Raw genomic sequence first — 24,312 nt, forward strand, 5'->3', positions numbered from 1 at the left:
ACCGGCCGCACGGTCTGGCCGAGCTCTCCCCGTACGGCCCGACGCGGCGTGCCCGGCGGTGCGAGCTCGTCCCGTACGACGCGCCAGGCAGTGTCCCGTTCCCGCCCCGCAACGGCGCCTGACGGTGCGCGCGACGTACGCTCCGTCGCCGCCCCGTACGTCGCGAGCGACCTGCGGTTTCTCGCTACGGGGCCGAGGCTGCCCCGCCGTACGCCAAGGGGTCCGCGAGGACGCGGCGCAGGACCTGCCCCGCAGCGCCGCGGGCGGCGTCGCCGGCGGGTGAGGCGGCGCTGAGGCGGCCGCTGCCGGCGCCCCAGAGGCCGGAGACGACGCGGCGTTGCAGCTCGCGTTCGGCGGCGGGGGCGAGGCGGTCGGCGAGTTCGCGGTAGAAGCCGCCGAGGACGACCGTCTCGGGGTCGAGGAGGTTGACCGCACCGGACAGGGCGACTCCGAGCATGGTGCCCGCCTGCTCGACGGCGTCGCGGGCGCGCCGGGCCTCCGGCGCCCCGGAGCCGTCGGCGGCGCGGCGGGCCAGCACCGCGATGCCGTCGCGCGGGTCCACTCCGGCCGCGTGGAGCAGGGCGTCCTGGCCGGCGTACCGCTCCAGGCAGCCGCGTGAGCCGCAGCGGCAGTCGGGGCCGTTGGGGTCGACGACCAGATGGCCGATCTCGCCGGCGAAGCCGTGCGCGCCGCGCAACAGTTCCCCGTCCAGGACCACGGCGCCGCCGACGCCGATGTCGCCGCTGAGGTAGACGAAGGTGCGGGCGCCGCCCGGGGCGCCCGCCCAGAGCTGGGCGAGGGCGGCGGAGTTGGCCTCGTTGTCGGAGCCGACGGGCAGCTGCGCCCCGTCGTCGCGCAGTGCCTGGGCGAACAGTTCCGCGGCGGGCACCGCGTTCCACCCGAGGTTCGGCGCCTGGCGGACGATGCCCTCGGCGACGAGGCCGGGGAGGGCGAGGTCGACCCCGACGGGTGCCAGTCCCTCCCGCGCCGCCGTACGCAGCGCGCGCCCCGTGAGCAGCGCGGCGTCGCGCAGCACGGCGCGGGGGTCCGCCCCGGCGTGCCGCCCCGCCTCGGTGAGGCGCAGCCGTTCCGTACCGGCCAGGTCGACGAGGCAGACGGTGAGCGCGTCCACGTCGACGCTGACGCCCAGTCCGGCGTGGCCGGTCCGGGCCATGGTCAGGGCGGTGCCCGGCCGCCCCGCCTGGCCGCTGAACGTCTTGCCCGACTCCGCGACGAACCCCGCGGCCATCAGCTGCTCCACGAGGGACGAGACGGCCGCCCTGGTCAGCCCGAGCCGTTCGGCCACCGCGGCACGGGTGATCTCCGCCTCGTCGTGGACGGCCCGCGCCACCCGGCTCAGGTTGAGCCGGCGCACGCCGGGGGCGTCGGTGCGGCCCGGCCGTCGCCCCGTGCTCTCGGCGCGGACGGCGCCGGCGGCGCCCGGAACGGGGCGGCGAGGCACCGTGCGGCCGGCCGGAGGCAGATTCTGGGTCATGGTGTCCGGCAGCCTACGGGGACGGCCTCCGGCGGGGCAGAGCGCCTGCGCGGAGCTCCGGGGCGACGCGACGTACCGCACCCCCGCACACCTCCGGGGCCGGGCGCACCACGCGCCCGGCCCCGGAGGGGGTGACCGGTCCGGTCAGAGGTCCAGCCCGGTGAGGACCATGACCCGCTCGTAGGTGTAGTCGTCCATGGCGTACGCGACGCCTTCCCGGCCGACGCCGGACTCCTTCACTCCGCCGTACGGCATCTGGTCGGCGCGGTAGGAGGGCACGTCACCGATGATGACGCCGCCGACCTCGAGGGCCCGGTGGGCCCGGAAGGCGGCCTGGAGGTCGTGGGTGAAGACGCCGGCCTGGAGGCCGTACTTGGAGTCGTTGACGGCGGCGAAGGCGGCCTCCTCGCTCTCGGCACGCTGCACCGAGAGCACCGGGCCGAACGCCTCCTCGCAGGAGAGCGTGGCGTCCTCCGGCAGGTCGGCCAGGACCGTCGGGGCGTAGGTGGCCCCGTCCCGCGTACCGCCGGTGAGCAGCGTCGCGCCGCCCTTGACCGCCTCGTCGACCCAGGATTCGAGGCGTTGCGCCGCGGCCTCGCTCACCAGCGGGCCGACGTCGGTGGCCGGATCGGACGGGTCGCCCGTGACCTGGCTCTCCACCGCGGCGACGATCTTCGGCACCAGACGCTCGTAGAGCGAGGCGTCGGCGATGACGCGCTGCACGGAGATGCAGGACTGGCCGGCCTGGTAGTTGCCGAAGGTGGCGATCCGGGAGGCGGCCCAGTCGAGGTCGGCGTCGGAGGCGTAGTCGCCGAGGACGACCGCCGCGCCGTTGCCGCCCAGTTCGAGGGTGACGTGCTTGCGCGGCACCGACTCCAGGATCGAGAAGCCCACGGGGCCGGAGCCGGTGAACGAGATCACCGGCAGCCGCTCGTCCTGGACGAGGGCGGGCATCCGGTCGTTGGGCACGGTCAGCACCGACCAGGAGCCGACCGGCAGATCGGTCTCGGCCAGCAGCTCGCCGAGGATCAGCGAGGAGAGCGGCGTGGCCGGGGCGGGCTTGAGGATGATGGGGGCGCCCACGGCGATGGCGGGGGCGACCTTGTGCGCGCTCAGGTTCAGCGGGAAGTTGAACGGCGCGATGCCCAGCACGGCGCCGCGGGGGAAGCGGCGGGTCAGCGCGAGCCGCCCGGTGCCGCCCGCGTCCGTGTCGAGGCGCTGCGCGTCGCCGCCGTTGAACCGGCGGGCCTCCTCGGTGGCGAACCGGAAGACGGAGACGGCCCGGCCGACCTCGCCCCGCGCCCACTTGACGGGCTTGCCGTTCTCGGCGGAGATCAGCTGCGCGATCTCCTCGGTGCGCTCGACGAGGCGGCGCGCGACGTGGTCCAGCGCGGCGGCGCGGACGTGCGCCGGGCTGGCGGCGAACTCCTCGCGGACGGCGTGGGCGGCGGCGACCGCCTCCTCCACCTGCTCCTCGGTCGGCACGGCGACCGTGCCGACGAGCCGGCCGTCCCAGGGGTTGGTCACGTCGAAGGTGGTGTCGCCGGCGGCCTGGCGGCCGGCGAGCCAGAAGGCGTGAGGGGAAGTCATCAGATTTCCGGCCCTTCCGCAGTCGGTGGGTGGTCCAGGGCCGTCCCGGTGGCCGGCCGGTGCGGTACGCCGCACAGCCCCGCGGCGTGGCCGCCGCACACCGGGAACGGTGTCTGAGCCCACCGTAGGGGCGCCGGTGCGCAGCGTCGTTTGTCCGGGCCGGATGAGTCGCGGGCGGCGCCACTCCGGATTGGCAGTGCGGCACCGGGCGTCGGGCTCCGGGGCGGCGTGCGGGAGGGCAGCGCCGTGCACCGCGACGGAGCGGTGCGAGGGGCTACGGGCCCCGCACGGGGCGCCGCGCCGTCCGGGGCCGCCGCGCCGTTCCCGCACCGTACGGGGCCGGACGGTGCGCGGCCCGTCACTCCGTACCGCTGGTGGCTTTCAGGGCGAGCCACAGCTCCATGCGGACGTCCGGGTCGTCCAGCGAGCGACCGAGGATCTCCTCCACCCGGCGCATGCGGTATCGCAACGTGTGCCGGTGCACGCCCAGCTCGGCCGCGGCGGCGTCCCACTGGCCGTGGCGGGAGAGCCAGGCGCGCAGCGAGGCGACGAGGTCGCCGCGGCCCGTCGCGTCGTGTTCGCGCAAGGCCCTGAGCAGGCCGTCGGCGAAGGCGCGGACGGCGTCGTCGGAGAGCAGCTGCACCACGGAGCCGGTGGCCACCTCCTCGTGCTCCACCAGGGCACGGCCACGCCGCCGGGCCACCGAGAGCGCCTGCTCGGCCTGGCGGTAGGCGGTGGCGGCCGCGATGGGGCCGGCCGGGGCGGAGAGCCCCATGACCGGCTCGTCGGTGCGGCCCGCGGGGGCCTGCCCGGTGGTACGGGCCTGGTCCAGGGCGGCCGCGTAACCGACGCAGGCGCGTGCCGCGGCGCCCCCGTCGGCGGTCAGCAGGACGAGCCGCTCGCCGTCCGGGACGACGAGGAGCGCCTCCCCGGCCCGGGCGGCCGCGGCCTCCACGTGCTCGGCCAGCTCGGCGAGCGGACCGGCCGGGGGCTCCCCCGGCCGCACCGGCGCCGCGACGGCGCGCTCCCCCGTCACGGGGCGCGGAGCGTCGGCGGGGCTCGGCACCGTGTGCGAGGCGGCGCTGGGAGACGTGGCCCCACCGTGCGGCGCGGTGCGGCCGTCCGCGTGGGCGCGGGCGGCGGTGGCGGAGGCCGCCTCGGCGATGATCAGCCGGTACGGGGCGTCGAGGAGGTCCCCGTAGAGGCTGCCCGCCGCGGTGCGCGCGTGCTCCGGCTCGCCCGCGAGGAGCATGCGGAGGACCGCGGCGCCGACCCGCTGTTCCGCCTCGTGGAGGGAGCGCGACCGCTCGGTGGTGAGGGTCAGCAGGGCGATGGCGGAGTGCACCGCGTACCGCTCCGCCGTGCCCAACGGCGCCCCGGTGCCGACGGCCAGCGCGGCACGGGGGCGCCGGGACGCCCCCAGGGTGTGCAGTTCGACCCGGTCGGCCTCGCCGCCGACGACGAGGCTCGCGGGCGGCGTCCGCGCGTGCAGCCGCTCGACCTCGGGGGTGAGCCGCGCGGCGCGCCGGGCGGCCCACTCCGGTGCCGAGGCGACGACGGCGCCGGTGGCGTCGTAGAGCGCCGCCCAGCCGTCGACCTGCCCCGCGAGGGCTGCCAGCAGCCCTGCGGGGCCGCCGCTGAGGGCCTGCTTGGTGAGGTCGCGCTGCGCGGCGAACCCGGCGGTGACCGCCTGGTACTGCTCGGCCGAGATCGCCGCCGACACCGCCTTGCTGATCGCCAGGAACGGGGTGCGACGCGGCACCTCCAGGAGCGGCAGCCCCTCCTCGGCGGCGGCGTCCACCAGGGCTTCCGGGATCGTCGCGTAGTGGACGCCCACGGCGAAGCCGAGCCCCGCGACGCCGGCCTGGCCGAGCCGCCGTACGTACCGCCGCATCGCCTCCGGATCCTCGGCGTCCAGCTTGAGCGCGGTGATGAGCAGCAGCTCGCCGCCCTCCATGTACGGCACCGGGTCGGCCAGCTCACTCGCGTGGGCCCAGCGCACCGGGGTGGCCAGGCGTTCCTCACCGGCGCGCACCGTGAGTTTGAGCGCGGAGTGGTGAACGAGGGAGGCGAGCGTGGGAGGCATATGTCCTTCAGGTGACGGCGGGGCCGACGAGGGACCGGGACGATCTTGGACGCGGCGTATGAAGCGCCACCCTCGATTCTGCCTCACCGTAGAACGCGGCCCGCGCCCCCGTACGGCTCACTTCCGCAGGTCGACCAGGAGCGGCGGGGCGTACTCCCCTCGTACGTTCGTCAGGGACAGGACGGCATGGCCGGGCGGGACGGCGTGGGCCAGCTCGGAGGCGGACCAGCGTTCGCGTTCGACCTGGCGCACGGTCACGGACTGAGCGGTGGGCGCCTTGCCGGTGATGACGCGCCGGACGAAATGGGCGGCCTTGGTCAGAGGCTCGTCGGCGACGATCTGGCGGTCGGTGACGTCGCGGGCCTCCGTCCACTCCTTGCCCCAGACCTCGGCGAAGTCCTGGCCGTCCCAGGGGGTGAGCCCGGAGAGGGCGACGCGGCAGCCGACGGCGCCCAGCAGCGGGCCGCGCAGCGTGCGCGGCACCTCCTCCAGGGTGCGCAGGGTCAGCACGGCGCCGGCGTTGGCGGAGCGCAGCCGCTGCAGGCTGCGCACCGTCTGCGGCGTCACGGCGCCGGTGGCGTCGTCCAGGACCAGGCAGGCGAAGAGCGAGCGGTCCTCGCGCGCCGCGACGCTCTCGGTGAACTGGGCGAGGACGAGGCGGGCCAGGATGCGCGAGGCGTCGGCGTGGCCGCGCTCGGGAAGGTCGATGCGGACCCGCACAGGGTGGTCCACGGCACGCAGCGAGAACGGCCGGGTGCGGCCGCTGGTGTCGAAGAACTCCGCGAACGCGGGACGGTCCAGCAGGGCGATGCGGTCGGCGAGCACCGGCCCGGGGTCGTGCGGACCGCCTGCCTGCCGCGTCCGGGCATCCAGCTCGCGGACCATGGCGGTCTCGCCGAGATCCTCCAGGTCCTTGCGGAGGGCGGTCAGCGCCGCGGGCCCCCCGTCGAGGAGTTCCCGCAGCTCCGGAACGGACGGGAAGCGGCCGTGCACGGCGGCGTACGGGCCGATCAACTGGGCCAGCACCGTGGTCGAGCGCCGCGTGTCACCGCCCGTGTGCGGGTCGGCGAGATCGCCCACGAGCGCCTCGGCGAGGACGGCGGCCGCCTCGTCGGGGTCGGAGGTGCCGCCGTACAGATCGAGGTCGTGGACGGAGTCGGGGTGACCGGGGCGGACCACCACGTCGTACTGCTCGGCCGACCCCGCACCCGGCGAACCGGCGGCGGAGACGACGACGACGGCGGCACGGCCGGCCAGCGCCAGCAGGCACAGGTTCTCGACGACGGGACGGACGAGGCGCACCGACTTGCCCGCCCCGACGGGGCCGACGGCCAGCAAAGAGGTACCGAGCAACTCGGGCCCGAGGGCCAGCCCGACGCCGCGGAAGGCGTACGGATTGCGCGGCGTGTCACCGATCTCACCCACCCGGACCTGGCCGGTGACGAGGTCGTGCTCGGCGGAGCGCCCGGGCAGGTCCCGGGCCCCGGACGGATGGGCACAGGCTCCCGCCCCGTCGGCCAGGACGGCGCGGGTGAACTCCTCCGGGGAACGCCGCCCCGCCCGGACCGCCTGCCACGCGCGGGTGATGCGGGCATGGTCGACGTCGCGCATGACACCGGCCCCGGTCTCGGCGGCCAGACGCTCCGCCGCCTCGGGGGCCCCGCCGGCACGGAGCTGGGGCCACTGGGCGGGGTCCTCCTCGGGGGCCGGGGGCCCCGAGGGCGTGACCGGCACGGCACGGCGCCACGCGGGGAGACCGTAGCGGCGCCAGACCTCCGCCCACCGGCCAAGGCGGGCGACGAGGGTGAGGATGCCGACAATGACGAGAAGGTTGTACGTGTTGTACACCACCGCGCTCGTCATGGGGCCTCCTGACCGCCAGGAGTCCGGCGTGAACAGCTTCAGCGGCACAAGCCACCAGTTGCCGAGGTAGCCGTTCTGCAGGAGGGACCAGATCAGCCAACCCACCAGAAGAGCGATCAGCGCCCCGCTGATCAGCTGGCGTCCCGGGGTCGGCTCGGGTTCCACCTCGGGCCGCGGCGTGTGCCCGTACCGCCAGATCCCCGGCCCCGCGGCGGGCCGCTCGGTCCGCAGCCAGGCGACGAAGGAGGCCCCGTCGGGGGGCGCGGCGCCGGGCGGGGCTCCGACGGGGCGCGGCGGCACCGCTTCGGGGGCGGCGGGCGGACGGGGCGGTGGCGCGGACCGGCGAGAGGGCCCCGCTGCGGCGCCTCCGTCGCGTGGGGGTGGCGGGGCGGACGGCCACGGCGGAGTCGTCGGGGACGGAGGCGCGGCCGGGGGCGGTACGGAGGGGGGGCGTCCCGGGGCGTCAGGGGGAGGGGGCCCCTGGGTGCCGCGCGTCTCGTGCCTGCCGTCGTTGTCCATCCGTCCTGCCCCCTGGCCTGCCGGTCCGTCAGTCCCGGGCGCCAATCTACTGCCCCGCCGCCCCGTCGCCCCGTACTGCGCGCGCGACCTGCGGAAACGTGCGGGGCGCGGGACGGCGTACGGGGCGTGTGCGGGGCGCTGCGCGGCGGAGAGGGGACGGGGCGTCGGGGCGCGCGGCGCGGCGACGCGGAGCGCCCCCTTCCACCGGCCGCCCGGGGCGTCCGCCCGGCCCGCCCGGTCGGGTCGCCGCCCGCCACTGTCCTCGGCGGACAACGACACGCGCACACTTCTCCCGATCGGAGCATGCCCCCGCCCGGTGCGCACCCCTAGCCTGCGAACAAAGCCATCGAAAGCTTCGGAATCCAGACCCCGCGCTGACTTCGGAAGCGCCCGACCCTCCAGGAGCCCTTATGAGCACCCTCCCGCAGGAGCGCCGCGTCGTCACTGCCATCCCCGGTCCGAAGTCGCAGGAGCTCCAGTCGCGGCGTACCGCCTCCGTCGCTGCGGGCGTGGGGTCGGTCATGCCCGTCTTCGCAGCGCGCGCCGACGGTGGCATCGTCGAGGACGTCGACGGCAACCGGTTCATCGACTTCGGCTCCGGCATCGCCGTGACCACGGTGGGCGCCTCGGCCGAGGCCGTGGTCCGCCGGGCCTCGGCGCAGCTCGCCGACTTCACCCACACCTGTTTCATGGTGACCCCGTACGAGGGGTACGTGGAGGTGGCCGAGCAGCTCGCCGAGCTGACGCCCGGGGACCACGCCAAGAAGTCGGCGCTGTTCAACTCCGGCGCCGAGGCGGTGGAGAACGCGGTGAAGATCGCCCGTGCCTACACCAAGCGCACGGCGGTCGTCGTCTTCGACCACGGTTACCACGGCCGCACCAACCTCACGATGGCGCTGACCTCGAAGAACATGCCGTACAAGCAGGGCTTCGGGCCGTTCGCCCCGGAGGTGTACCGGGTGCCGGTCGCCTACGGCTACCGCTGGCCGACCGGCGCCGAGAACGCCGGCGCCGAGGCTTCCGCGCAGGCCATCGAGCAGATCAACAAGCAGATCGGCGCGGAGAACGTCGCGGCGATCATCATCGAGCCGGTCCTCGGCGAAGGCGGGTTCATCGAGCCGGCCAAGGGCTTCCTGCCCGCCATCCGGCAGTTCGCCTCGGACAACGGCATCGTCTTCGTCGCCGACGAGATCCAGTCGGGTTTCTGCCGCACCGGCCAGTGGTTCGCCTGCGAGGACGAGGGGATCGTCCCCGACCTGATCACCACCGCCAAGGGCATCGCGGGCGGCCTCCCGCTGTCCGCCGTGACGGGGCGCGCGGAGATCATGGACGCGGCGCACTCGGGCGGCCTGGGCGGCACCTACGGCGGCAACCCGGTGGCCTGCGCCGGTGCGCTCGGCGCCATCGAGACCATGCGTGAGCTGGACCTCAACGCCAAGGCGAAGCGCATCGAGGAGGTCATGAAGCCCCGGCTGACCGCGATGCAGGAGAAGTTCGACATCATCGGCGACGTCCGGGGCCGCGGCGCGATGATCGCCGTCGAGCTGGTGAAGTCCGGCACGAAGGAGCCGAACCCCGAGGCCACCGCCCAGATCGCGAAGGCCTGCCACGCGGAGGGCGTCCTCGTCCTCACCACCGGCACCTACGGCAACGTCGTGCGGTTCCTGCCCCCGCTGGTGATCGGCGAGGAGCTGCTCACCGACGGCCTGGAGGTCCTGGAAGCGGCGTTCGCGGCCCTCTGACGCCGAGTCGGCCGCCCCCGCACGTCGGAGCCTGTGAAGAAGGTGTGCGGGGGCGATGTCGGCCTTCTTCTGACCCTGTCGGCCGCCGGGCCGCTGCCGTAGGTTGAGCGCAGATGAGAGAAACACCCCGCCCGCAGGGCTCTGCGGGCGATTTCGGGACGGGGCGCGTTCAGCACCGTTCCGGCCGTGCGCTCGCGCACACCGGGGTCTCGCGCTCCGGAACTCCTCATGGATCGGACCGCCGCCCGCCCCACACCCCCCGGGGCGCGCGGCCCACCGGTCTGGTCGGCCGCCTCGGAACCTCCCCCCCTGTTCCGGGCCGGCCGACTCCTCCTCTTCCTCCTCCGCCACGCTCGTGGCTCACCGCGTGGGCGACTCCGGTCGCGTGTGTGGTGGTCTTCGCCCTCTGCACCTGGCAGGTGGTCACGCGCGGACCGGTACTCGCGGCCGACGAACGCCTGGGGCACCGCATTCGGAACAGCACGTTCCCCGGGGGCCTGGCCGAGTTTCTCGCCGACGCAGGGGGCATGCTCGTCGGGCCGGGACTGCTGGCGGCACTCGTCGTGGGGCAGTGGTGGGCCGCGAGACGGCGCGGCGGCCCCCCGTACTGGTGGGCTCTGCCGCTGACGACCGGGATCGCGATGGCCTTGGTCCCGCCGCTGGTGAGCCTGGCCAAGGCCCTGACGGACCGTCCGGGGCCGCCGGTGATGGGCGGCTCCGGGTTCTTCCCCTCGGGGCACACGGCCACCGCCTGCGTCGCCTTCGGGGCCTGCGTGCTCCTGCTACGGGGCGCGGCAGCCTCGCTGCGTGTGTGGTGGTGGCTCGTCGGCGTCTGCACGGTGTTCAACGCCGCCGTGGGTTACGGCCTGGTGCGCCGCGGGTACCACTGGCCGCTGGATGTCGTGGCGAGCTGGGCGCTCGGGGTGTTCCTGCTGTGGGGCGCCGTGACGGCGGCACGGGCGCTGCTCCGGCGCCGGGACGGCGCGGAGGCGTCGTGACGCGGGGCGGCTCGGCGCGACGGGGCGCGCCCCGTCGCGTACGAGAAAGCGCTGGTCGCGCGCCCCGTACGGCGCCCCGCGCCGCGCCTTCGGCCGCCCCGTTCCGGCACCCCGTACGGGGCGTCCCGCGCCACGTCCTCACACCGCGCGGGGCAGCCCCGGGTCAGCCGAAGTACCGGTCGAAGGTGCCCGCGAATTCGTCGCCTCCGTAGCGGTCCCAGTTGACGGACCAGGCCATCAGGCCGCGCAGCGCGGGCCAGGTGCCGTGCGGCGTGTACGGGCCGCAGGCCGCTCCCTTGGTGAGGCAGTCGAGCGCCTTCTCCACCTCGGCAGGCGGTACGTGGCCGTTGCCCGCCTGCGGCGTCGCCGGCATCCCGATCGCCACCTGTTCCGGCCGGAGCGCGGGGAAGACCTTGTCGGCGTCACCGGCGACCGGGAAGCCGGTGAGCAGCATGTCCGTCATGGCTACATGGAAGTCCGCGCCGCCCATGGTGTGGTACTGGCCGTCCAGCCCCATGACCGGTCCCGAGTTGTAGTCCTGCACGTGCAGCAGGGTCAGGTCGTCGCGGAGGGCGTGGATGACGGGCAGGTAGGCACCGGCCCGGGGGTCCTGCCCGCCCCAGGGCCCGGACCCGTAGTACTGGTGGCCGAGCTGGACGAAGAACGTCTCGGGGGCCATGGTGAGCGTGAAGTCGTCGCCGTAACGCTCCTTCAGGGTGCGCAGGGCGGAGATGAGGTGGACGATCACCGGCGTGGTGGGGTTCTCGAAGTCCGTGTCGCCGTCGTCCAGGGAGAGGGAGTGGCCCTCGAAGTCGATGTCGAGGCCGTCGAGGCCGTAGGTGTCGATGATGGAGCTGACGGAGACGACGAAGGTGTCCCGGGCCTGGGGTGTGGTGAGCCGGACCTGTCCGTTCTGGCCGCCGATGGAGATCAGCACCTTCTTCCCGGCCTGCTGTTTCGCCTTCACCGCTGCTTTGAACTCGGCCTCGGACTCGACCCCGGGGCACTCGGCGGGCGGGCAGAGGCTGAAGCGGATGTCGCCGGAGGTGACCGAGGTGGGCTCGCCGAAGGCGAGGTCGATGATGTCCCAGCTGTCGGGCACGTCGGCGAGCCGGGTGTAGCCGGACCCGTTGGCGAAACTGGCGTGCAGGTAGCCGACGAGGGCGTGTTCGGGCAGTTCCGCCGCGCGCGACGCGGCGGGCGGGGCGGCGGCCGCGGCGTGCGGCGCGACAGCGGTGGCGGCCAGCGCGCAGACCGCGACGGCAGCGGCGGCCGCGCAGCGGACGCGGCCACGCCGCGAGCGCCGGGACGTCCAGGACGAGAGAGATCGACGGTTCACGGCATTCTCCAGTTGTGGGGGGGGGGAGGGAGCGCGTGACGGTACGACAACTTGCCGCACAACTTGGTCCAGACCAATCGGGTTGTCAAGACCTCTGGCACCCAGGCAACGTCCTCAGGAAGAGCGGCCTGAACCCGCGCGCCGCGGGCAGTACGGGTCTCCGCACCCCGGCGTACCGGCACTGGCACCCCTCCCCCGCTCACCACCCACCGGACCGCCTTTCCTCCGCCACTGCCTCATGCATGGCCAGTTCCAGCAGCCCCGGATCGTTGAGCGTGCCGGAACCGTCCGGGCGGACGAGCCAACTCACCACCCCGGCGGCCCGCCCCGGGTGCGGCACCACGATCCACGCACCGCGCCCCACCGCACGGACACCCGTGCCGAGCCACCGCGACGCGGTGCCCGGCGGCACAAAGAAGCCGAGCCGCGCCCCACCCGATCCCGAGAGGACGGGGCCGGGCCTGTCGGCGCAGCGGCTCAGCACGTCGAGGGTGGGGTGGCCCAGTGCTCCCGGAAGGATCAGCACGTCCCACCGGACCCCCGCGGGCAGCAGGACCATGCCGTGCGGGCCGCGCCCCCACTGCCGACGGCACTCGGCCGGGTCGGGCGCCGCCGACAGCAACCACTCGGCAGCCACCCTCGCCTGGAACTCCGTCATGACGCTCCCTCTCCACTGTTGGACGTTCCGTCATCAGTGGAGAGCTGTTCACGCGGCGGTCATTACGCGGATTCGGCGAAGGATTCCCCGTGAGGCGGGTCACACGGGGCGGGGCGGCACGAGCGCCCTGTACGCGGCGGGGCAGGGTGGTGCCATGCGGGGCCTTGGCGACCAGGGCGGATAAGAGCTACGCCGCGACGCTGCCCCTTACCGCCCCGTACGCCGCGTAACACCCACGGCGCGACGCGGCCACTTACGCCCCCGCGCGTCCCTCGTAAGGTCCGCGCCGCCCTCGTGCCGCCTACCGGCAGCGCCGTCGACCGACCGCCCTGCCCCACCCCGCTTCAGCTGTCGAACCCCATCCCCATCCGGTCCATCGTGCGCAGCCAGAGGTTCCGATGGCCGCCCCGTTCGTCGGCTCGGGCCAGGGCCCACTTGGTCAGGGCCACGCCTGTCCAGGCGAAGGGCTCCGGAGGGAAGGGCAGCGGCTTGGTGCGGACCATCTCCAGGGTGGTCCGTTCGGTCTCCTCACCGCTCAGCAGGTCCAGCATCACGTCGGCGCCGAAGCGGGTCGCCCCGACCCCGAGCCCCGTGTACCCCGCGGCGTACGCGACACGGCCGCCGTGCGCGGTGCCGAAGAACGCGGAGAAGCGGGAGCAGGTGTCGATCGCCCCGCCCCAGGCGTGGGTGAAGCGGACGCCCTCCAACTGCGGGAAGCAGGCGAAGAAGTGGCCGGCCAGCCGGTCGAAGGTCTCGGGCCGCTGGTCCAGGGAGGCGCTCACCTTCCCGCCGTAGGGATAGATCGCGTCGTAGCCGCCCCAGAGGACGCGGTTGTCAGAGGAGAGCCGGAAGTAGTGGAACTGGTTGGCGCTGTCGCCGAGGCCCTGACGGTTGTGCCAGCCGATGGCGGCGAGCTGGCCTGCGCTGAGGGGTTCGGTCATCAGGGCGTAGTCGTAGACCGGCACGGTGAGGGGGCGGGTGCGGCGGACGAGGGAGGGGAAGACGTTGGTGCCGAGGGCGACCTGGGCGCAGCGCACCGTGCCGCCCCGCAGGGTGCGCACCGCCATCCCCGCGCCGTTCCGCGTGAGCGACGTGGCGGGGGTGTTCTCGTGGATGCGTACGCCGAGCGAGAGGCAGGCGGCCTTCAGGCCCCAGGCGAGCTTCGCCGGATCGACGAGGGCGACGCCGTCGCGGTCCCAGAGCCCGCCGAGGAAGGTCGGCGAGTTCACCTGGGCGCGCAGCGCGTCCTCGTCGAGGAGTTCGGAGCCGGCGGCGAGGCCCGCGGCGTCCATCTCCTCGTACAGTTCGCGCAGCTCGGTGATGTGGTGGGGCTGGGTGGCGACCGAGATCTCCCCGGTGCGTTCGAAGGCGCAGTCGATGCCGTAGCGGTGGACGGCGGACTCGATGGCGTCGAGGTTGCGGGCGCCGAGCTCTTCGAGGAGCGGCATCTCCTCGGGCCACCGGGAGAGGCCGTTGGCGGTGCCGTGGGTGAGGGAGGCGGCGCAGAATCCGCCGTTGCGGCCCGACGCCGCCCAGCCGGCCTCGCGCCCCTCCAGGAGGAGTACGTCGCGGCCGGGGTCACGTTCCTTGGCGAGGAGCGCCGTCCACAGTCCGCTGTAGCCGCCGCCCACGACGAGGAGGTCGCAGGTCGTGTCCCCGGTGAGGCCGGGCTCGGGAGCGGGGCGCCCCGGGTCGTCGAGCCAGTAGGGGATCGGCGAAGCGTCCGACAGAGCGGCGGACGTGCTGGTCATGGCACGTGCGGCCATGATGTCAACTCCCTTGCGATGCGTGCCTGGTACGAGGTGACGCCGCGGAGCGCTCCTTACGGCGCGGCGTGTGCCGCGCCGTACGGGGCGCTCCGCGCCGTTCACCGGGCCTGCTTCTTACGCCGGTTGCCGATGAGCATCCCGGCGAGGACGAGGAGGATGGCGACCGCGAACATGGCGGTGCCGATCACGTTGATCTGGACGGGCGTCCCACGTTGCGCCGAGCCCCACACGTACATGGGGAAGGTGACCGTGGAACCGGCGTTGAAGTTGGTGATGATGAAGTCGTCGAAGGAGAGGGCGAAGGCGAGCAGGGCGCCGGCCGCGATGCCGGGAGCGGCGATGGGCAGCGTGACGCGCAGGAAGGTCTGCACCGGCCCGGCGTAGAGGTCCTGGGCGGCCTGCTCCAGACGCGGGTCCATCGACATGACGCGGGCCTTCACGGCAGTGACGACGAAGCTGAGGCAGAACATGATGTGGGCGATGAGGATCGTCCAGAAGCCGAGCTGCACCCCCATGTTGAGGAAAAGAGTGAGCAGCGAGGCGGCCATGACGACCTCCGGCATCGCCATCGGCAGGAAGATCAGCGCGCTGACCGTGGAGCGTGCCCGGAACCGGTAGCGGACCAGCGCGAACGCCACCATGACGCCCAGCACCGTGGCGCCCAGCGTCGCCCAGGCGGCGATCTGGAGGCTGAGCGCGAGGGAGCCGCACAGGTCGGCGACGCCGCACGGGTCGCGCCACGCGTCGAGGGAGAACTCCTGCCAGGCGTAGTTGAACCGGCCCTTGGGCTTGTTGAAGGAGAAGACGAGTACGACGAGGTTGGGCAGGATCAGAAAGGCGAGCGTGATGAGGCCCGCGATGACGACGAGGTTGCGGCGCAGCCAGCTCATCAGACCAGATCCTCCGTCCCGGACTTGCGGATGTAGAAGGTGACCATGAAGAGGATCGCCGCCATGAGGATGAAGGAGAGCGCGGCGGCGGTCGGGTAGTCGAGGATGCGCAGGAACTGTGTCTGGATGACGTTGCCGATCATGCGCGTGTCGGTGGAACCGAGCAGGTCCGCGTTGACGTAGTCGCCGCTGGCCGGGATGAAGGTCAGCAGCGTCCCGGAGACCACTCCGGGCATCGACAGGGGGAAGGTCACCCTCCGGAACGTCGTGAAGGGGTTGGCGTACAGGTCGCCCGCCGCCTCGTGCAGCCGCCCGTCGATCCGCTCCAGCGAGGTGTACAGCGGCAGGATCATGAACGGCAGGAAGTTGTACGTCAGGCCGCAGATGACCGCGAGCGGCGTGGCAAGGAGACGGTCGCCCTGGGTGAGGCCGAGCCAGCTGGTGACGTCGAGAACGTGCAGGCTGTTGAGCACCGACACGACGGGGCCACCGTCGGACAGGATCGTCTTCCAGGCGAGCGTACGGATCAGGAAGCTGGTGAAGAACGGCGCGATCACCAGGATCAGCACCACCCCGCGCCAGCGCCCCGCGCGGAACGCGATGAGGTACGCCAGCGGGTACCCCAGCGCCAGGCAGAGCACGGTGGCCGCGCCCGCGTACAGCACGGAGCGCAGGAACTGGGGCCAGTATTCGGCCAGCGCCTCCCAGTACGTGGCGAAGTGCCAGGTCACCTGGAAGCCGTCCTCCAGGGAACCGGTCTGCACCGAGGTCGACGCCTGGTAGACCATCGGCAGCGCGAAAAAAACGAGCAGCCAGAGGATGCCGGGCAGCAGCAGCCAGTACGGGGTGAAACGGCCGCGCCGCTTGCGCGGACGGGGCGGCGGCGGGGCTGCGGGCGCGGCGCCGGGCGGCTTGGTCAGGGTGGTGGTCATGCGGCGGCGTCCTCCTCCACCGAGGCGCTGCCGGCGTCGATGTCCTGCGCGGCGTCGAGGCCGAAGGAGTGCGCCGGGTTCCAGTGCAGGACCACTTCGGCGCCGGGGACGAGGCGGGTGTCTCGTTCGACGTTCTGGACGTAGACCTCGAAGCCCGCGCAGACGGGGCTGTCGATCACGTACTGGGTGGAGACGCCGATGAAGCTGGTGGCGCGGACGGTGCCGGTGAGGCGGTTGCGGCCGTCGGGGATGGACGCGGCGTCCGTGGCGGGGACGAGGGAGACCTTCTCGGGGCGTATGCCGAGCAGGACGGGGCCGGTCGTGGCGGCGGCGCCGTTGCGCACGGCGGGGAGGGTGAGGGGCGCGTCGCAGGCGCGGAGGAGCAGGTCGTCGCCGCTGCGGCCGTCGAAGCGGGCGGGGACGAGGTTGGAGGTGCCGAGGAAGTTGGCGACGAAGGTGGTCCGCGGGGTCTCGTAGAGGTCGGTGGGGGCGCCGAGTTGTTCGACGCGGCCCCCGTTCATGACCGCGACCTGGTCGGCCATGGTCATGGCCTCCTCCTGGTCGTGGGTGACGTGGACGAAGGTGATGCCGACCTCGGTCTGGATGCGCTTGAGTTCGAGCTGCATCTGGCGGCGGAGCTTGAGGTCGAGCGCGCCGAGGGGCTCGTCGAGGAGGAGCACCTGGGGGTGGTTGATGAGGGCCCGGGCGACCGCCACGCGCTGTTGCTGGCCGCCCGAGAGCTGATGGGGCTTGCGCTGGGCGAAGTCGCCGAGTTCGACCAGGTCGAGCATGTCGCCGACCTGCCCGCGTACCGATTTTGCGCCGCGCCGTCGCAGCCCGAACGCGACGTTCTCGAAGACGTCGAGGTGCGGAAAGAGGGCGTAACTCTGGAAGACCGTGTTGACGGGGCGCTTGTACGGGGGGAGCCCCGTGACGTCGCGCTCTCCGAGCAGGACGGAGCCGGTGGTGGGCTCCTCCAGGCCGGCGATCATGCGGAGTGTCGTGGTCTTGCCGCAGCCGGAGGCGCCGAGCAGGGCGAAGAACGATCCTTCGGGCACGGTCAGGTCGAGCGGATGGACGGCGGTGAACGCGCCGTAGGTCTTGCTGAGCCCGGAGAGGCGGACGTCGCCGCCGCGGTCGGTGGTCATGGAGTGGTCCCGGGGGCTGGAGGGGCAGAAGCGGAAGGTGCGCCGGCCTCGCGGTGGGGGCGCGGGAGGGCGATGCGGGCAGTGCCGGGCGGGGAGCGGCGGGCGGTGCGCGGGAGCGCGGCGTACGGGGCGGCGAGGCGTCTCGCACAGTGCGCGGCCGGCGCCTCGTACGGGGCGCGCGACCTGCGGAAACGGTGCGCGCGGCGTACGGCGCGGGGCCCCCGCCGTACGGGGCGCGCGGCGCGGCGGGGCGCGGCTCAGGTGGTGAGCTTGGCGAAGGCCGCCTCGTACCGCGCCTCCTCCTTGGAGGTCAGGGAGCGGAACGAGCGCGACTTGGCCGCCATGGCCTTGTCCGGAACGATCAGCGGGTTCTCGGCGGCTTCCTTGTCGATCTTGGCCAGCTCGGCCTTCACGCCGTCGACCGGGCAGACGAAGTTGATCCACGCCGCGAGTTCGGCGGCGACCTTCGGTTCGTAGTAGTAGTCGATGAGTCTCTCGGCGTTGGTCTTGTGCCGGGCCCTGTTGGGTACCAGGAGGCTGTCGCTGGAGGTGACGTAGCCGCTGTCGGGGATGTGGAAGCGGACGTCGGGGGTGCCGGCGGCGAGCTGGACGACGTCGCCCGCCCAGGCGAGGCAGGCCGCGAGGTCGCCCGACTCGAGGTCCGAGGTGTAATCGTTGCCGGTGAAGCGGCGTATCTGCCCGCTGTCGACGCCCTTCTGGAGCCGGGCGATGGCGCCGTCGAAGTCGTCGTCGGTGAAGTCGCCGGGGTCCTTGCCGGAGTCGAGCAGGGTCATCCCGACGGTGTCGCGCATCTCGGAGAGAAAGCCGACCTTCCCCTTGAGCGCCGGGTCCTCCAGGAGCTGCTGGACCGAGGTGACCTCACGGCCCTTGGTGGCCTTGGCGTTGTAGGCGATGACGGTCGAGATGCCCTGCCAGGGGTAGCTGTAGGCGCGCCCGGGGTCCCAGTCGGGGTTCCTGAACTGGGGCGACAGGTTGGTGTAGGCGTGCGGGAGGTTGGCGGGGTCGAGCTTCTGCACCCAGCCGAAGCGGATGAGACGAGCGGCGAGCCAGTCGGTGACGCAGATCAGGTCACGGCCGGTGTCCTGCCCGGCGGCGAGCTGCGGCTTGATCTTGCCGAAGAACTCGACGTTGTCGTTGATGTCCTCGGTGTACTTGACCTTGATGCCGGTCCGCCGCTGAAAGGCGTCGAGGGTGGGGCGGCTCTTCTTGTCCTCCGAGAGGTCCATGTACTCGGTCCAGTTGGAGAAGTTCAGCCGCTTCTCCTTCGCCGAGTGGTCCTCCGAGGAACCCGCCTGGGCGTTCCCGGCCGCCGGGGGGATGCCGCAGGCGGCCAGCGTGCTCAGTCCGCCGGCGGCCAGCGCCCCGCCGCCCGCGGCGCGCAGCAGCGAGCGGCGGCTGAGTGCCCCGTGACCACGGGGCACCCCGGGGCGCACACCGCGCCGCATCGCTGCCAACTGGGCCGGGGTGAGGCGGTCGGGCTCGTACTGCTCCATGCGCGGGAGGCCCTTTCGAAAGGGGCGGCCACCGGGGGCGGCGGGGACCGGCTCCGGTGACCGCGACGGTGCGGATACGGGGAGATACGGCGGTGCGGGGCGGGTGTGCGGGGCGCTTCGTACGAGGCGCCGCCGACGCCCCGTACGGGGCGCGCGACCTGCGGAAACGGTGCGCGCGCCGTACGGTGCGGGGCGCTCGGGTCAGCGGCGGCCGAAGACGGTGCGGTGCCAGTCCTTCCGCGCGACGGCGGTGTTGTCGTACATGACGTGCTTGATCTGGGTGTACTCCTCGAAGGAGTAGGCGGACATGTCCTTGCCGTAGCCGGAAGCCTTGTATCCGCCGTGCGGCATCTCGCTGAGGATCGGGATGTGGTCGTTGACCCAGACGCACCCGGCCTGGATCTCGCGGGTGGCCCGGCCGGCGCGGAAGACGTCGCGGGTCCAGGCGGAGGCGGCCAGTCCGTAGGGGGTGTCGTTGGCGAGGCGCAGCCCTTCGCCGTCGCTGTCGAAGGGCAGGACGACGAGGACGGGGCCGAAGATCTCGGCCTGGACGGCCTCACTGTCCTGCGGGGCGTCGGCGATGAGCGTCGGGCGGTAGTAGGCCCCCGGAGCGAGGTCCCCGCCGGGAGCTTCGCCGCCGGTGACGACGCGGGCGTAGCCGCGGGCCCGCTCGACGAAGCCGGCGACGCGGTCGCGGTGCGCGTGGCTGATGAGGGGGCCGATGTCGGTGGCCGGGTCGAACGGGTCGCCGACCTGGACGGTGGCCATCAGTTCGGCGACGCCGGCCACGAACGCGTCGTACAGAGGCCGCTGCACGTAGGCGCGGGTGGCGGCGGTGCAGTCCTGGCCCGAGTTGATGAGCGCGCCCGCGACGGCGCCGTGGACCGCGGCGTCGAGGTCGGCGTCGTCGAAGACGACGAAGGGCGCCTTGCCGCCGAGTTCGAGGTGGAGTCGCTTGACCCCGGCGGTGGCCATCTCCGCCACGCGGCGGCCGACGGCGGTGGAGCCGGTGAACGAGGTCATCGCGACGTCCTCGTGGGCCACCAAGTGCTCGCCGGCGCCGAGGCCGGCGCCGCTCACGATGTTGACGACGCCGTCGGGCAGTCCGGCCGCTGTGGCGGCCTCGGCGAAGAGCAGAGAGGTGAAGGGAGTGAGTTCCGAGGGCTTGAGGACGATGGTGTTGCCCGCGGCGACGGCCGGGAGGATCTTCCAGGCGGCCATCTGGAGCGGGTAGTTCCACGGGGCGATGGAGCCGACCACACCGATCGGCTCGCGGCGTACGTACGACGTGTGGTCACCGCTGTACTCGCCCGCGGAGGAACCTTGCAGGTGGCGCGCGGCGCCGGCGAAGAAGGCCGCGTTGTCGACGGTGCCGGGGACGTCGAACTCCCGGCTCAGCTTCAGCGGCTTGCCGCACTGGAGCGACTCCGCCTGGGCGAACTCCTCGGCGCGCCCGCCCAGCACGGCGGCGAAGGCGTGCAACGCGTCGGAGCGCTCGCCGGGCGTCGCGCGGGACCACCCGGGGTACGCGTCGCGGGCCGCGGCGACGGCCGCGTCCACGTCGTCGGTGCCCGCGAGTTCGTACGTGTGGACCGGTCGGCCGGTGGCCGGGTCGACGACCGTGTGGCTGGTTCCCGACGTTCCGCGTCGCAGCTCTCCGGCGATGAACTGGGCGCCGGCCGCGAGACGGTCCTGCGCCTGGAAGCGGTTCTCGTGCATGTCGCTCTCCTCCGCCGCCCGCCCCGTCCCCCGGGTCGCGGCGTAGCTCCGGCTCCGTGTGGCTGCCGATCCTGACAGAAAGCTCACCCCCCAACAAGTGATTCCGTTGTTGCCTTTTGGTTACGCGACGGAATCTGTCGAGCCCGGTCACGGGGACCGACCAGGGTGTCGAGGTGCGGCGGAAAATCCCGGACGTCGTGCCGGGTGCGCGTGCGACGCTCCCGTGCATGGACACCATCACCTCACGCGACGACCTGATCCGGTACACGGAAGCGGGCGGGACGGTGAAGTACCTGCCCTTCTGGGGCCACGCACCCCGCCGCGACGGCCAACTCCGGGCGGGCTGCCTCAGCCAGTGGTGGCCCTCCCCGTTCACGGTGGCCGGAATCCGCTACGCGACGGCCGAACACTGGATGATGGCCGGCAAGGCCCGCCTCTTCGGCGACACGGAGGCCGAACGGCGCACCCTGGAGGCCGCCACCCCCGCCGAGGCCAAGATCGCGGGACGCCTGGTGCGCGGCTTCGACGAAGCGGTCTGGAACGAGGCCCGCTTCGCCCTGGTGACGGAGGGCAGCACCCACAAGTTCGGCTCCGATCCCGCACTTCGGGACTTTCTCGTCGGTACCGGTGAACGCGTCCTGGTCGAAGCCAGTCCCCTGGACCGGATCTGGGGGGTCGGTCTGGCGCGGGACGATGAGCGGATCGGTGATCCGGGGCGGTGGCGCGGGTTGAACCTGCTGGGGTTCGCGTTGATGGCGGCGCGTGATCGGTTGCGGTGAGGGGATGGGCGGGCACAGGGGCTGGAGGTGCGGGGCGGGGGTGCGGCGGGGCGAAGCGGGGCCGGTGCGCCACGGGTTCCACCACCGAAGGACCGCGCCGTGCGCGCACCGTACGCCGCGGGCGACCTGCGGTTTTACTGTTCGGCGCGGCGCTGCGGCGCACCGTACGGGGCGGCGGCGCGGGCCCCCTACGAGGGCGGGGCCTCGCCCCGTAGCGGGGCGGCACGGGGCTGGGCGCCCCGCGTTGCAACCAGGGCGAACGCCCGGCGCCGACCTCCCCCTCAGCGAACCGACGTCGCCGAGTACCCTCCCTCGTCCACGCGCCCGTCCGCGTCCTCGCCCGCCGTACCGACCACCAGGACCAGCACCAGTGTCCCCAGCACCAGCGCCACACCCCCACAGATCATCCCGGCGAGGGCCTGGCCGCGGTTGCCCGCCTCGCCTCGCCGCGCGCGGGCGTGGCCGATGCCGCCGAAGATCAGGGCGAGCACTCCCAGAATCATCGCCAGAGGGAAGGCCATGAACAGGACGAGGCCGATGATGCCGAGGGCGAGACTCGCATCACCCATGCCGTTCCGGAGGCCGGTCGGCCAGCCCCAGCCGGGGGGCGCGTACGGGGCGGGGTACCCGGCGGTGCCGGCCCCGTAGCCGGGCCCGTACGGCGAGGGCGGCTGGGCGGACGGGCCGTACGGAGGGGGCACGGGACCCGCGTGGTACGCCCCGTACGGAGCGGGCCCGAGGGCCTGGCCGTGCGGCGACGGGGGTCCGACAGGGGCGGGGCCAGGGCCTTCGGGGCCGATCGGCGGGGGTGGCACGGGGCTCGCGGAGGCAGGTGATGTAAGGGGTGCCGGCGCGGCGTAGGGGCTACCGAGGCCGTACGGCGCAGGCGGCGCCACGTGGCCACCGGAAACCGCGCCCAGCGGCTGCGCCCCGTACGGAGCCGGGCCGGGCGAACGCTCCGCGGGGTTCGGCGGAGCCCACAGGTCGGGCTGCTCACTCGGCGACGTCACGGCACCGTCCGCCACCCCGGCGCCGGACTCCGACGCATGGGGCTCCGGCGCGTCGGGCGCCACCGGCGCCGCAGCGGTGCTCTTGGTAAGCGACGGGCTCGCTTTCGACGCGCTGCCCGGTTCCGCCCTGCCAGCCTCGTCGGCATCCGCCCCGCGCTCCCCCGCCGCAGGCTCCACAGGCCCCTCGGCCGGGGCCTTCAGCTCGACCACCGTGGCGGGGTGCTCCTCGTCGGTTTCTTCGCGACGCCGCTCGGCCTGCTCTTCGTTCTCGGGCATCGCGCCCACCCCCTCGTACCGGTGTCCGATCATGCTACGGGCAGCCCGGAAGGGCTCCGGCCTGTGCCTAGGATGGCTCCGGCCCGCCCGGGGGCAGACTCCGGACGGCGGAGCCTGGACCAGTTGCCGGAGGACACCGTGACCGATCTGCACGCCTTCATCGCGGGCCTGCCGAAGGCCGAACTGCACGTGCACCACGTGGGCTCGGCCTCCCCACGCATCGTGGCCGAGCTGGCGGCCCGGCACCCCGACTCGGCGGTGCCCAGCGACCCGGAGGCGGTGGCGGACTACTTCACGTTCACCGATTTCGCCCACTTCATCCAGGTGTACCTCTCGGTGGTCGACCTGATCCGGACGCCGGAGGACGTACGCCTCCTGACCTTCGAGATCGCCCGCGACATGGCACGACAGAACGTCCGGTACGCGGAACTGACCGTGACCCCGTACAGCTCCACGCGCCGGGGCATCGACGAGCGCGCCTTCATGGAGGCCATAGAGGACGCACGGAAGGCCGCGGAGGCGGAGTTCGGCGTCATTCTGCGCTGGTGCTTCGACATCCCCGGCGAGGCAGGGCTCGAGTCGGCCGAGGAGACTCTGCGGCTCGCCCTCGATCTGCGCCCCGAGGGCCTGGTCTCCTTCGGGCTGGGCGGACCGGAGATCGGCGTACCGCGGGCGCAGTTCAAGCCGTACTTCGACCGGGCGATCGAGGCAGGGCTGCACAGCGTGCCGCACGCCGGTGAGACGACCGGCCCCGAGACCGTCTGGGAGGCGCTGCGCGCCCTGCGTGCCGAGCGGATCGGACACGGCATCAGCTCCGCCCAGGACCCGGAGCTGCTCCGGTACCTGGCGGAGCACCGGATTCCGCTGGAAGTCTGCCCCACCTCCAACGTGGCGACCCGCGCCGTGAGCGAGATCGGGCTGCATCCGCTGAAGAAGCTGGTGGACGCGGGCGTCCTGGTGACGATCAACAGCGACGACCCGCCGATGTTCGGCACGGACCTCAACAGCGAGTACGACGTGGCCGCCCGCCTCCTGGGCCTCGACGAACGCGGTGTCGCGGAGCTCGCCAAGAACGCCGTGGAGGCGTCGTTCCTGGACCAGGCCGGCAAGGACCGGATCACGGCGGAGATCGACGCCTGGACGGAGAGCTGGCTCGCCCAGGGGTGAGCCACTGCGGCGGCACCGCGCCTCGTCGGGCAGCATGGAGCCCATGTCCACCGCGCATCGCACGAACTCGCCCCGCGGCACTGCGCCCGCGCCGCCCCGCATTGTCGCCGTGGCCCATCGGGGCGACCCGTACCAGATCCGGGAGAACACGCTCCCCTCGCTGCGCTCCGCGCTCGACCGCGGCGCGGACGCGGTCGAGGTGGACGTACGGGTCACCCGGGACGGCGTTCCGATGCTGCTGCACGATGCCACCCTGGAACGGCTGTGGGGGCACGAGCGGCGTCTCGCCTCCTTGTCGGCCGACGCGGTCACCGACCTGACGGCGGGCAGGCTTCCGCGTCTGGACGAGGCGTTGCGGGTGACGTTGGACAGCAGGCTCATGATCGACCTGCCCGCCACGCCGTCGCGCCGCGACGTCGCCGCCGTGATCGGTACGGTGCGGGAGTCCGGGGCGGCCGACCGCGCGTACTGGACGGGGGACGCCCCGACCATGCTCCAGGTGCGGGAGCTCGACGGGGAGGCTGAGATCGCCCTGACCTGGACGACGCTGGCGCCGCCACGTCCCGCGCTGCTCTCCGCCGTGCGACCGCGTTGGCTCAACTACCGGTTCGGCCTGGTCAGCCGCGACCTCGTGGACCGTGTCCACCGGGACGGCCTGCTGGTGTCCGCCTGGACCCCCGACACGAGGCGCACGATGCGCCGGCTGCTGGCCCTGGGCGTCGACTCCCTCACCACCAACCGGATCGACGTCCTACGAGGACTCCTCGACCCTGCGGGACGGCGAGGGACGGGCACGTAAGGTTTCGCGCCGCGGCGTT

General features: G+C 73.4%; 17 protein-coding genes and 1 pseudogene. 5 read left to right on the forward strand and 13 right to left on the reverse strand.

From position 1 onward, the window contains the following. Positions 1-184: 184 nt before the first annotated feature. The 4 genes from OIM89_RS06185 to OIM89_RS06200 form a co-directional block, all read right to left on the reverse strand. Complete coding sequence (locus OIM89_RS06185) at positions 185-1,495, reverse strand: ROK family transcriptional regulator (protein ID WP_047470664.1); 1,311 nt, start codon at positions 1,493-1,495, stop codon at positions 185-187. 144 nt (positions 1,496-1,639) lie between these two features. Then, positions 1,640-3,085, reverse strand: coding sequence for an aldehyde dehydrogenase family protein (locus OIM89_RS06190; protein ID WP_047470662.1), 1,446 nt, complete (start codon positions 3,083-3,085; stop codon positions 1,640-1,642). 358 nt (positions 3,086-3,443) lie between these two features. Further along, positions 3,444-5,171, reverse strand: coding sequence for a PucR family transcriptional regulator (locus tag OIM89_RS06195; RefSeq protein WP_030698134.1), 1,728 nt, complete (start codon positions 5,169-5,171; stop codon positions 3,444-3,446). Between the two features lie 117 nt (positions 5,172-5,288). Beyond that, on the reverse strand, positions 5,289-7,553 hold the full coding sequence (locus tag OIM89_RS06200) for an ATP-binding protein (RefSeq protein WP_413470879.1): 2,265 nt from the start codon (positions 7,551-7,553) through the stop codon (positions 5,289-5,291). A gap of 410 nt (positions 7,554-7,963) precedes the next feature. Here OIM89_RS06200 and gabT point away from each other — a divergent pair, with 410 nt between their 5' ends. Further along, positions 7,964-9,295 carry a 4-aminobutyrate--2-oxoglutarate transaminase gene (gene gabT / locus OIM89_RS06205; RefSeq protein WP_030698132.1) on the forward strand — a complete coding sequence of 444 codons (1,332 nt, stop codon included), beginning with the start codon at positions 7,964-7,966 and terminating at the stop codon, positions 9,293-9,295. Positions 9,296-9,684: 389 nt separating this feature from the next. Next, positions 9,685-10,293, forward strand: coding sequence for a phosphatase PAP2 family protein (locus tag OIM89_RS06210; protein WP_226964484.1), 609 nt, complete (start codon positions 9,685-9,687; stop codon positions 10,291-10,293). Positions 10,294-10,456: 163 nt separating this feature from the next. On the opposite strand, the pseudogene OIM89_RS06215 reads toward OIM89_RS06210, so the two are convergent. The 8 genes and pseudogenes from OIM89_RS06215 to OIM89_RS06250 all read right to left on the reverse strand — a co-directional run. Then, positions 10,457-11,470: pseudogene (locus tag OIM89_RS06215) on the reverse strand (chitinase); the annotation flags it as partial. 361 nt (positions 11,471-11,831) lie between these two features. Further along, a complete protein-coding gene (locus tag OIM89_RS06220) occupies positions 11,832-12,290 on the reverse strand; it encodes a bifunctional DNA primase/polymerase (RefSeq protein ID WP_226964482.1) in 459 nt (152 codons plus the stop codon). Between the two features lie 344 nt (positions 12,291-12,634). After that, positions 12,635-14,056 (reverse strand): NAD(P)/FAD-dependent oxidoreductase, encoded by a 1,422-nt coding sequence (locus tag OIM89_RS06225; protein WP_226964480.1) that lies wholly within the window; start codon positions 14,054-14,056, stop codon positions 12,635-12,637. Positions 14,057-14,157: 101 nt separating this feature from the next. After that, the gene (locus OIM89_RS06230; protein ID WP_003951162.1) at positions 14,158-14,949 is read right to left on the reverse strand and encodes an ABC transporter permease; all 792 of its coding nucleotides are present in this window, start codon (positions 14,947-14,949) and stop codon (positions 14,158-14,160) included. Further along, positions 14,949-15,881, reverse strand: coding sequence for an ABC transporter permease (locus OIM89_RS06235; RefSeq protein ID WP_030698127.1), 933 nt, complete (start codon positions 15,879-15,881; stop codon positions 14,949-14,951). Before OIM89_RS06235 ends, OIM89_RS06230 begins: the two co-directional genes overlap by 1 nt. Beyond that, positions 15,878-17,029 carry an ABC transporter ATP-binding protein gene (locus OIM89_RS06240; RefSeq protein ID WP_030698126.1) on the reverse strand — a complete coding sequence of 384 codons (1,152 nt, stop codon included), beginning with the start codon at positions 17,027-17,029 and terminating at the stop codon, positions 15,878-15,880. The genes OIM89_RS06235 and OIM89_RS06240 overlap by 4 nt, the downstream gene beginning before the upstream one ends. A 257-nt stretch (positions 17,030-17,286) precedes the next feature. Next, positions 17,287-18,543, reverse strand: a complete 1,257-nt coding sequence (locus OIM89_RS06245) for a spermidine/putrescine ABC transporter substrate-binding protein (RefSeq protein ID WP_226964479.1) — start codon at positions 18,541-18,543, stop codon at positions 17,287-17,289. A 201-nt stretch (positions 18,544-18,744) separates the two neighbouring features. Beyond that, the gene (locus OIM89_RS06250; protein WP_175457481.1) at positions 18,745-20,262 is read right to left on the reverse strand and encodes a gamma-aminobutyraldehyde dehydrogenase; all 1,518 of its coding nucleotides are present in this window, start codon (positions 20,260-20,262) and stop codon (positions 18,745-18,747) included. Between the two features lie 227 nt (positions 20,263-20,489). Between OIM89_RS06250 and OIM89_RS06255 the strand changes: the two genes are divergently transcribed. Next, positions 20,490-21,041: an NADAR family protein gene (locus tag OIM89_RS06255; protein WP_226964478.1), complete on the forward strand. Its 552-nt coding sequence runs from the start codon at positions 20,490-20,492 to the stop codon at positions 21,039-21,041. A gap of 281 nt (positions 21,042-21,322) precedes the next feature. On the opposite strand, the gene OIM89_RS06260 is transcribed toward OIM89_RS06255, so the two are convergent. Continuing rightward, positions 21,323-21,610 (reverse strand): DUF4190 domain-containing protein, encoded by a 288-nt coding sequence (locus OIM89_RS06260; RefSeq protein ID WP_238469812.1) that lies wholly within the window; start codon positions 21,608-21,610, stop codon positions 21,323-21,325. A gap of 855 nt (positions 21,611-22,465) precedes the next feature. Here OIM89_RS06260 and OIM89_RS06265 point away from each other — a divergent pair. Continuing rightward, entirely contained in the window at positions 22,466-23,494 is a 1,029-nt protein-coding gene (locus OIM89_RS06265; protein ID WP_030698121.1) for an adenosine deaminase, read from the forward strand. Positions 23,495-23,537: 43 nt separating this feature from the next. Next, positions 23,538-24,293, forward strand: a complete 756-nt coding sequence (locus OIM89_RS06270; RefSeq protein ID WP_037665418.1) for a glycerophosphodiester phosphodiesterase — start codon at positions 23,538-23,540, stop codon at positions 24,291-24,293. Positions 24,294-24,312 lie beyond the last annotated feature (19 nt).

The sequence above is a fragment of the Streptomyces sp. BI87 genome, assembly GCF_025957665.1.
Lineage (GTDB): Bacteria > Actinomycetota > Actinomycetes > Streptomycetales > Streptomycetaceae > Streptomyces > Streptomyces albidoflavus.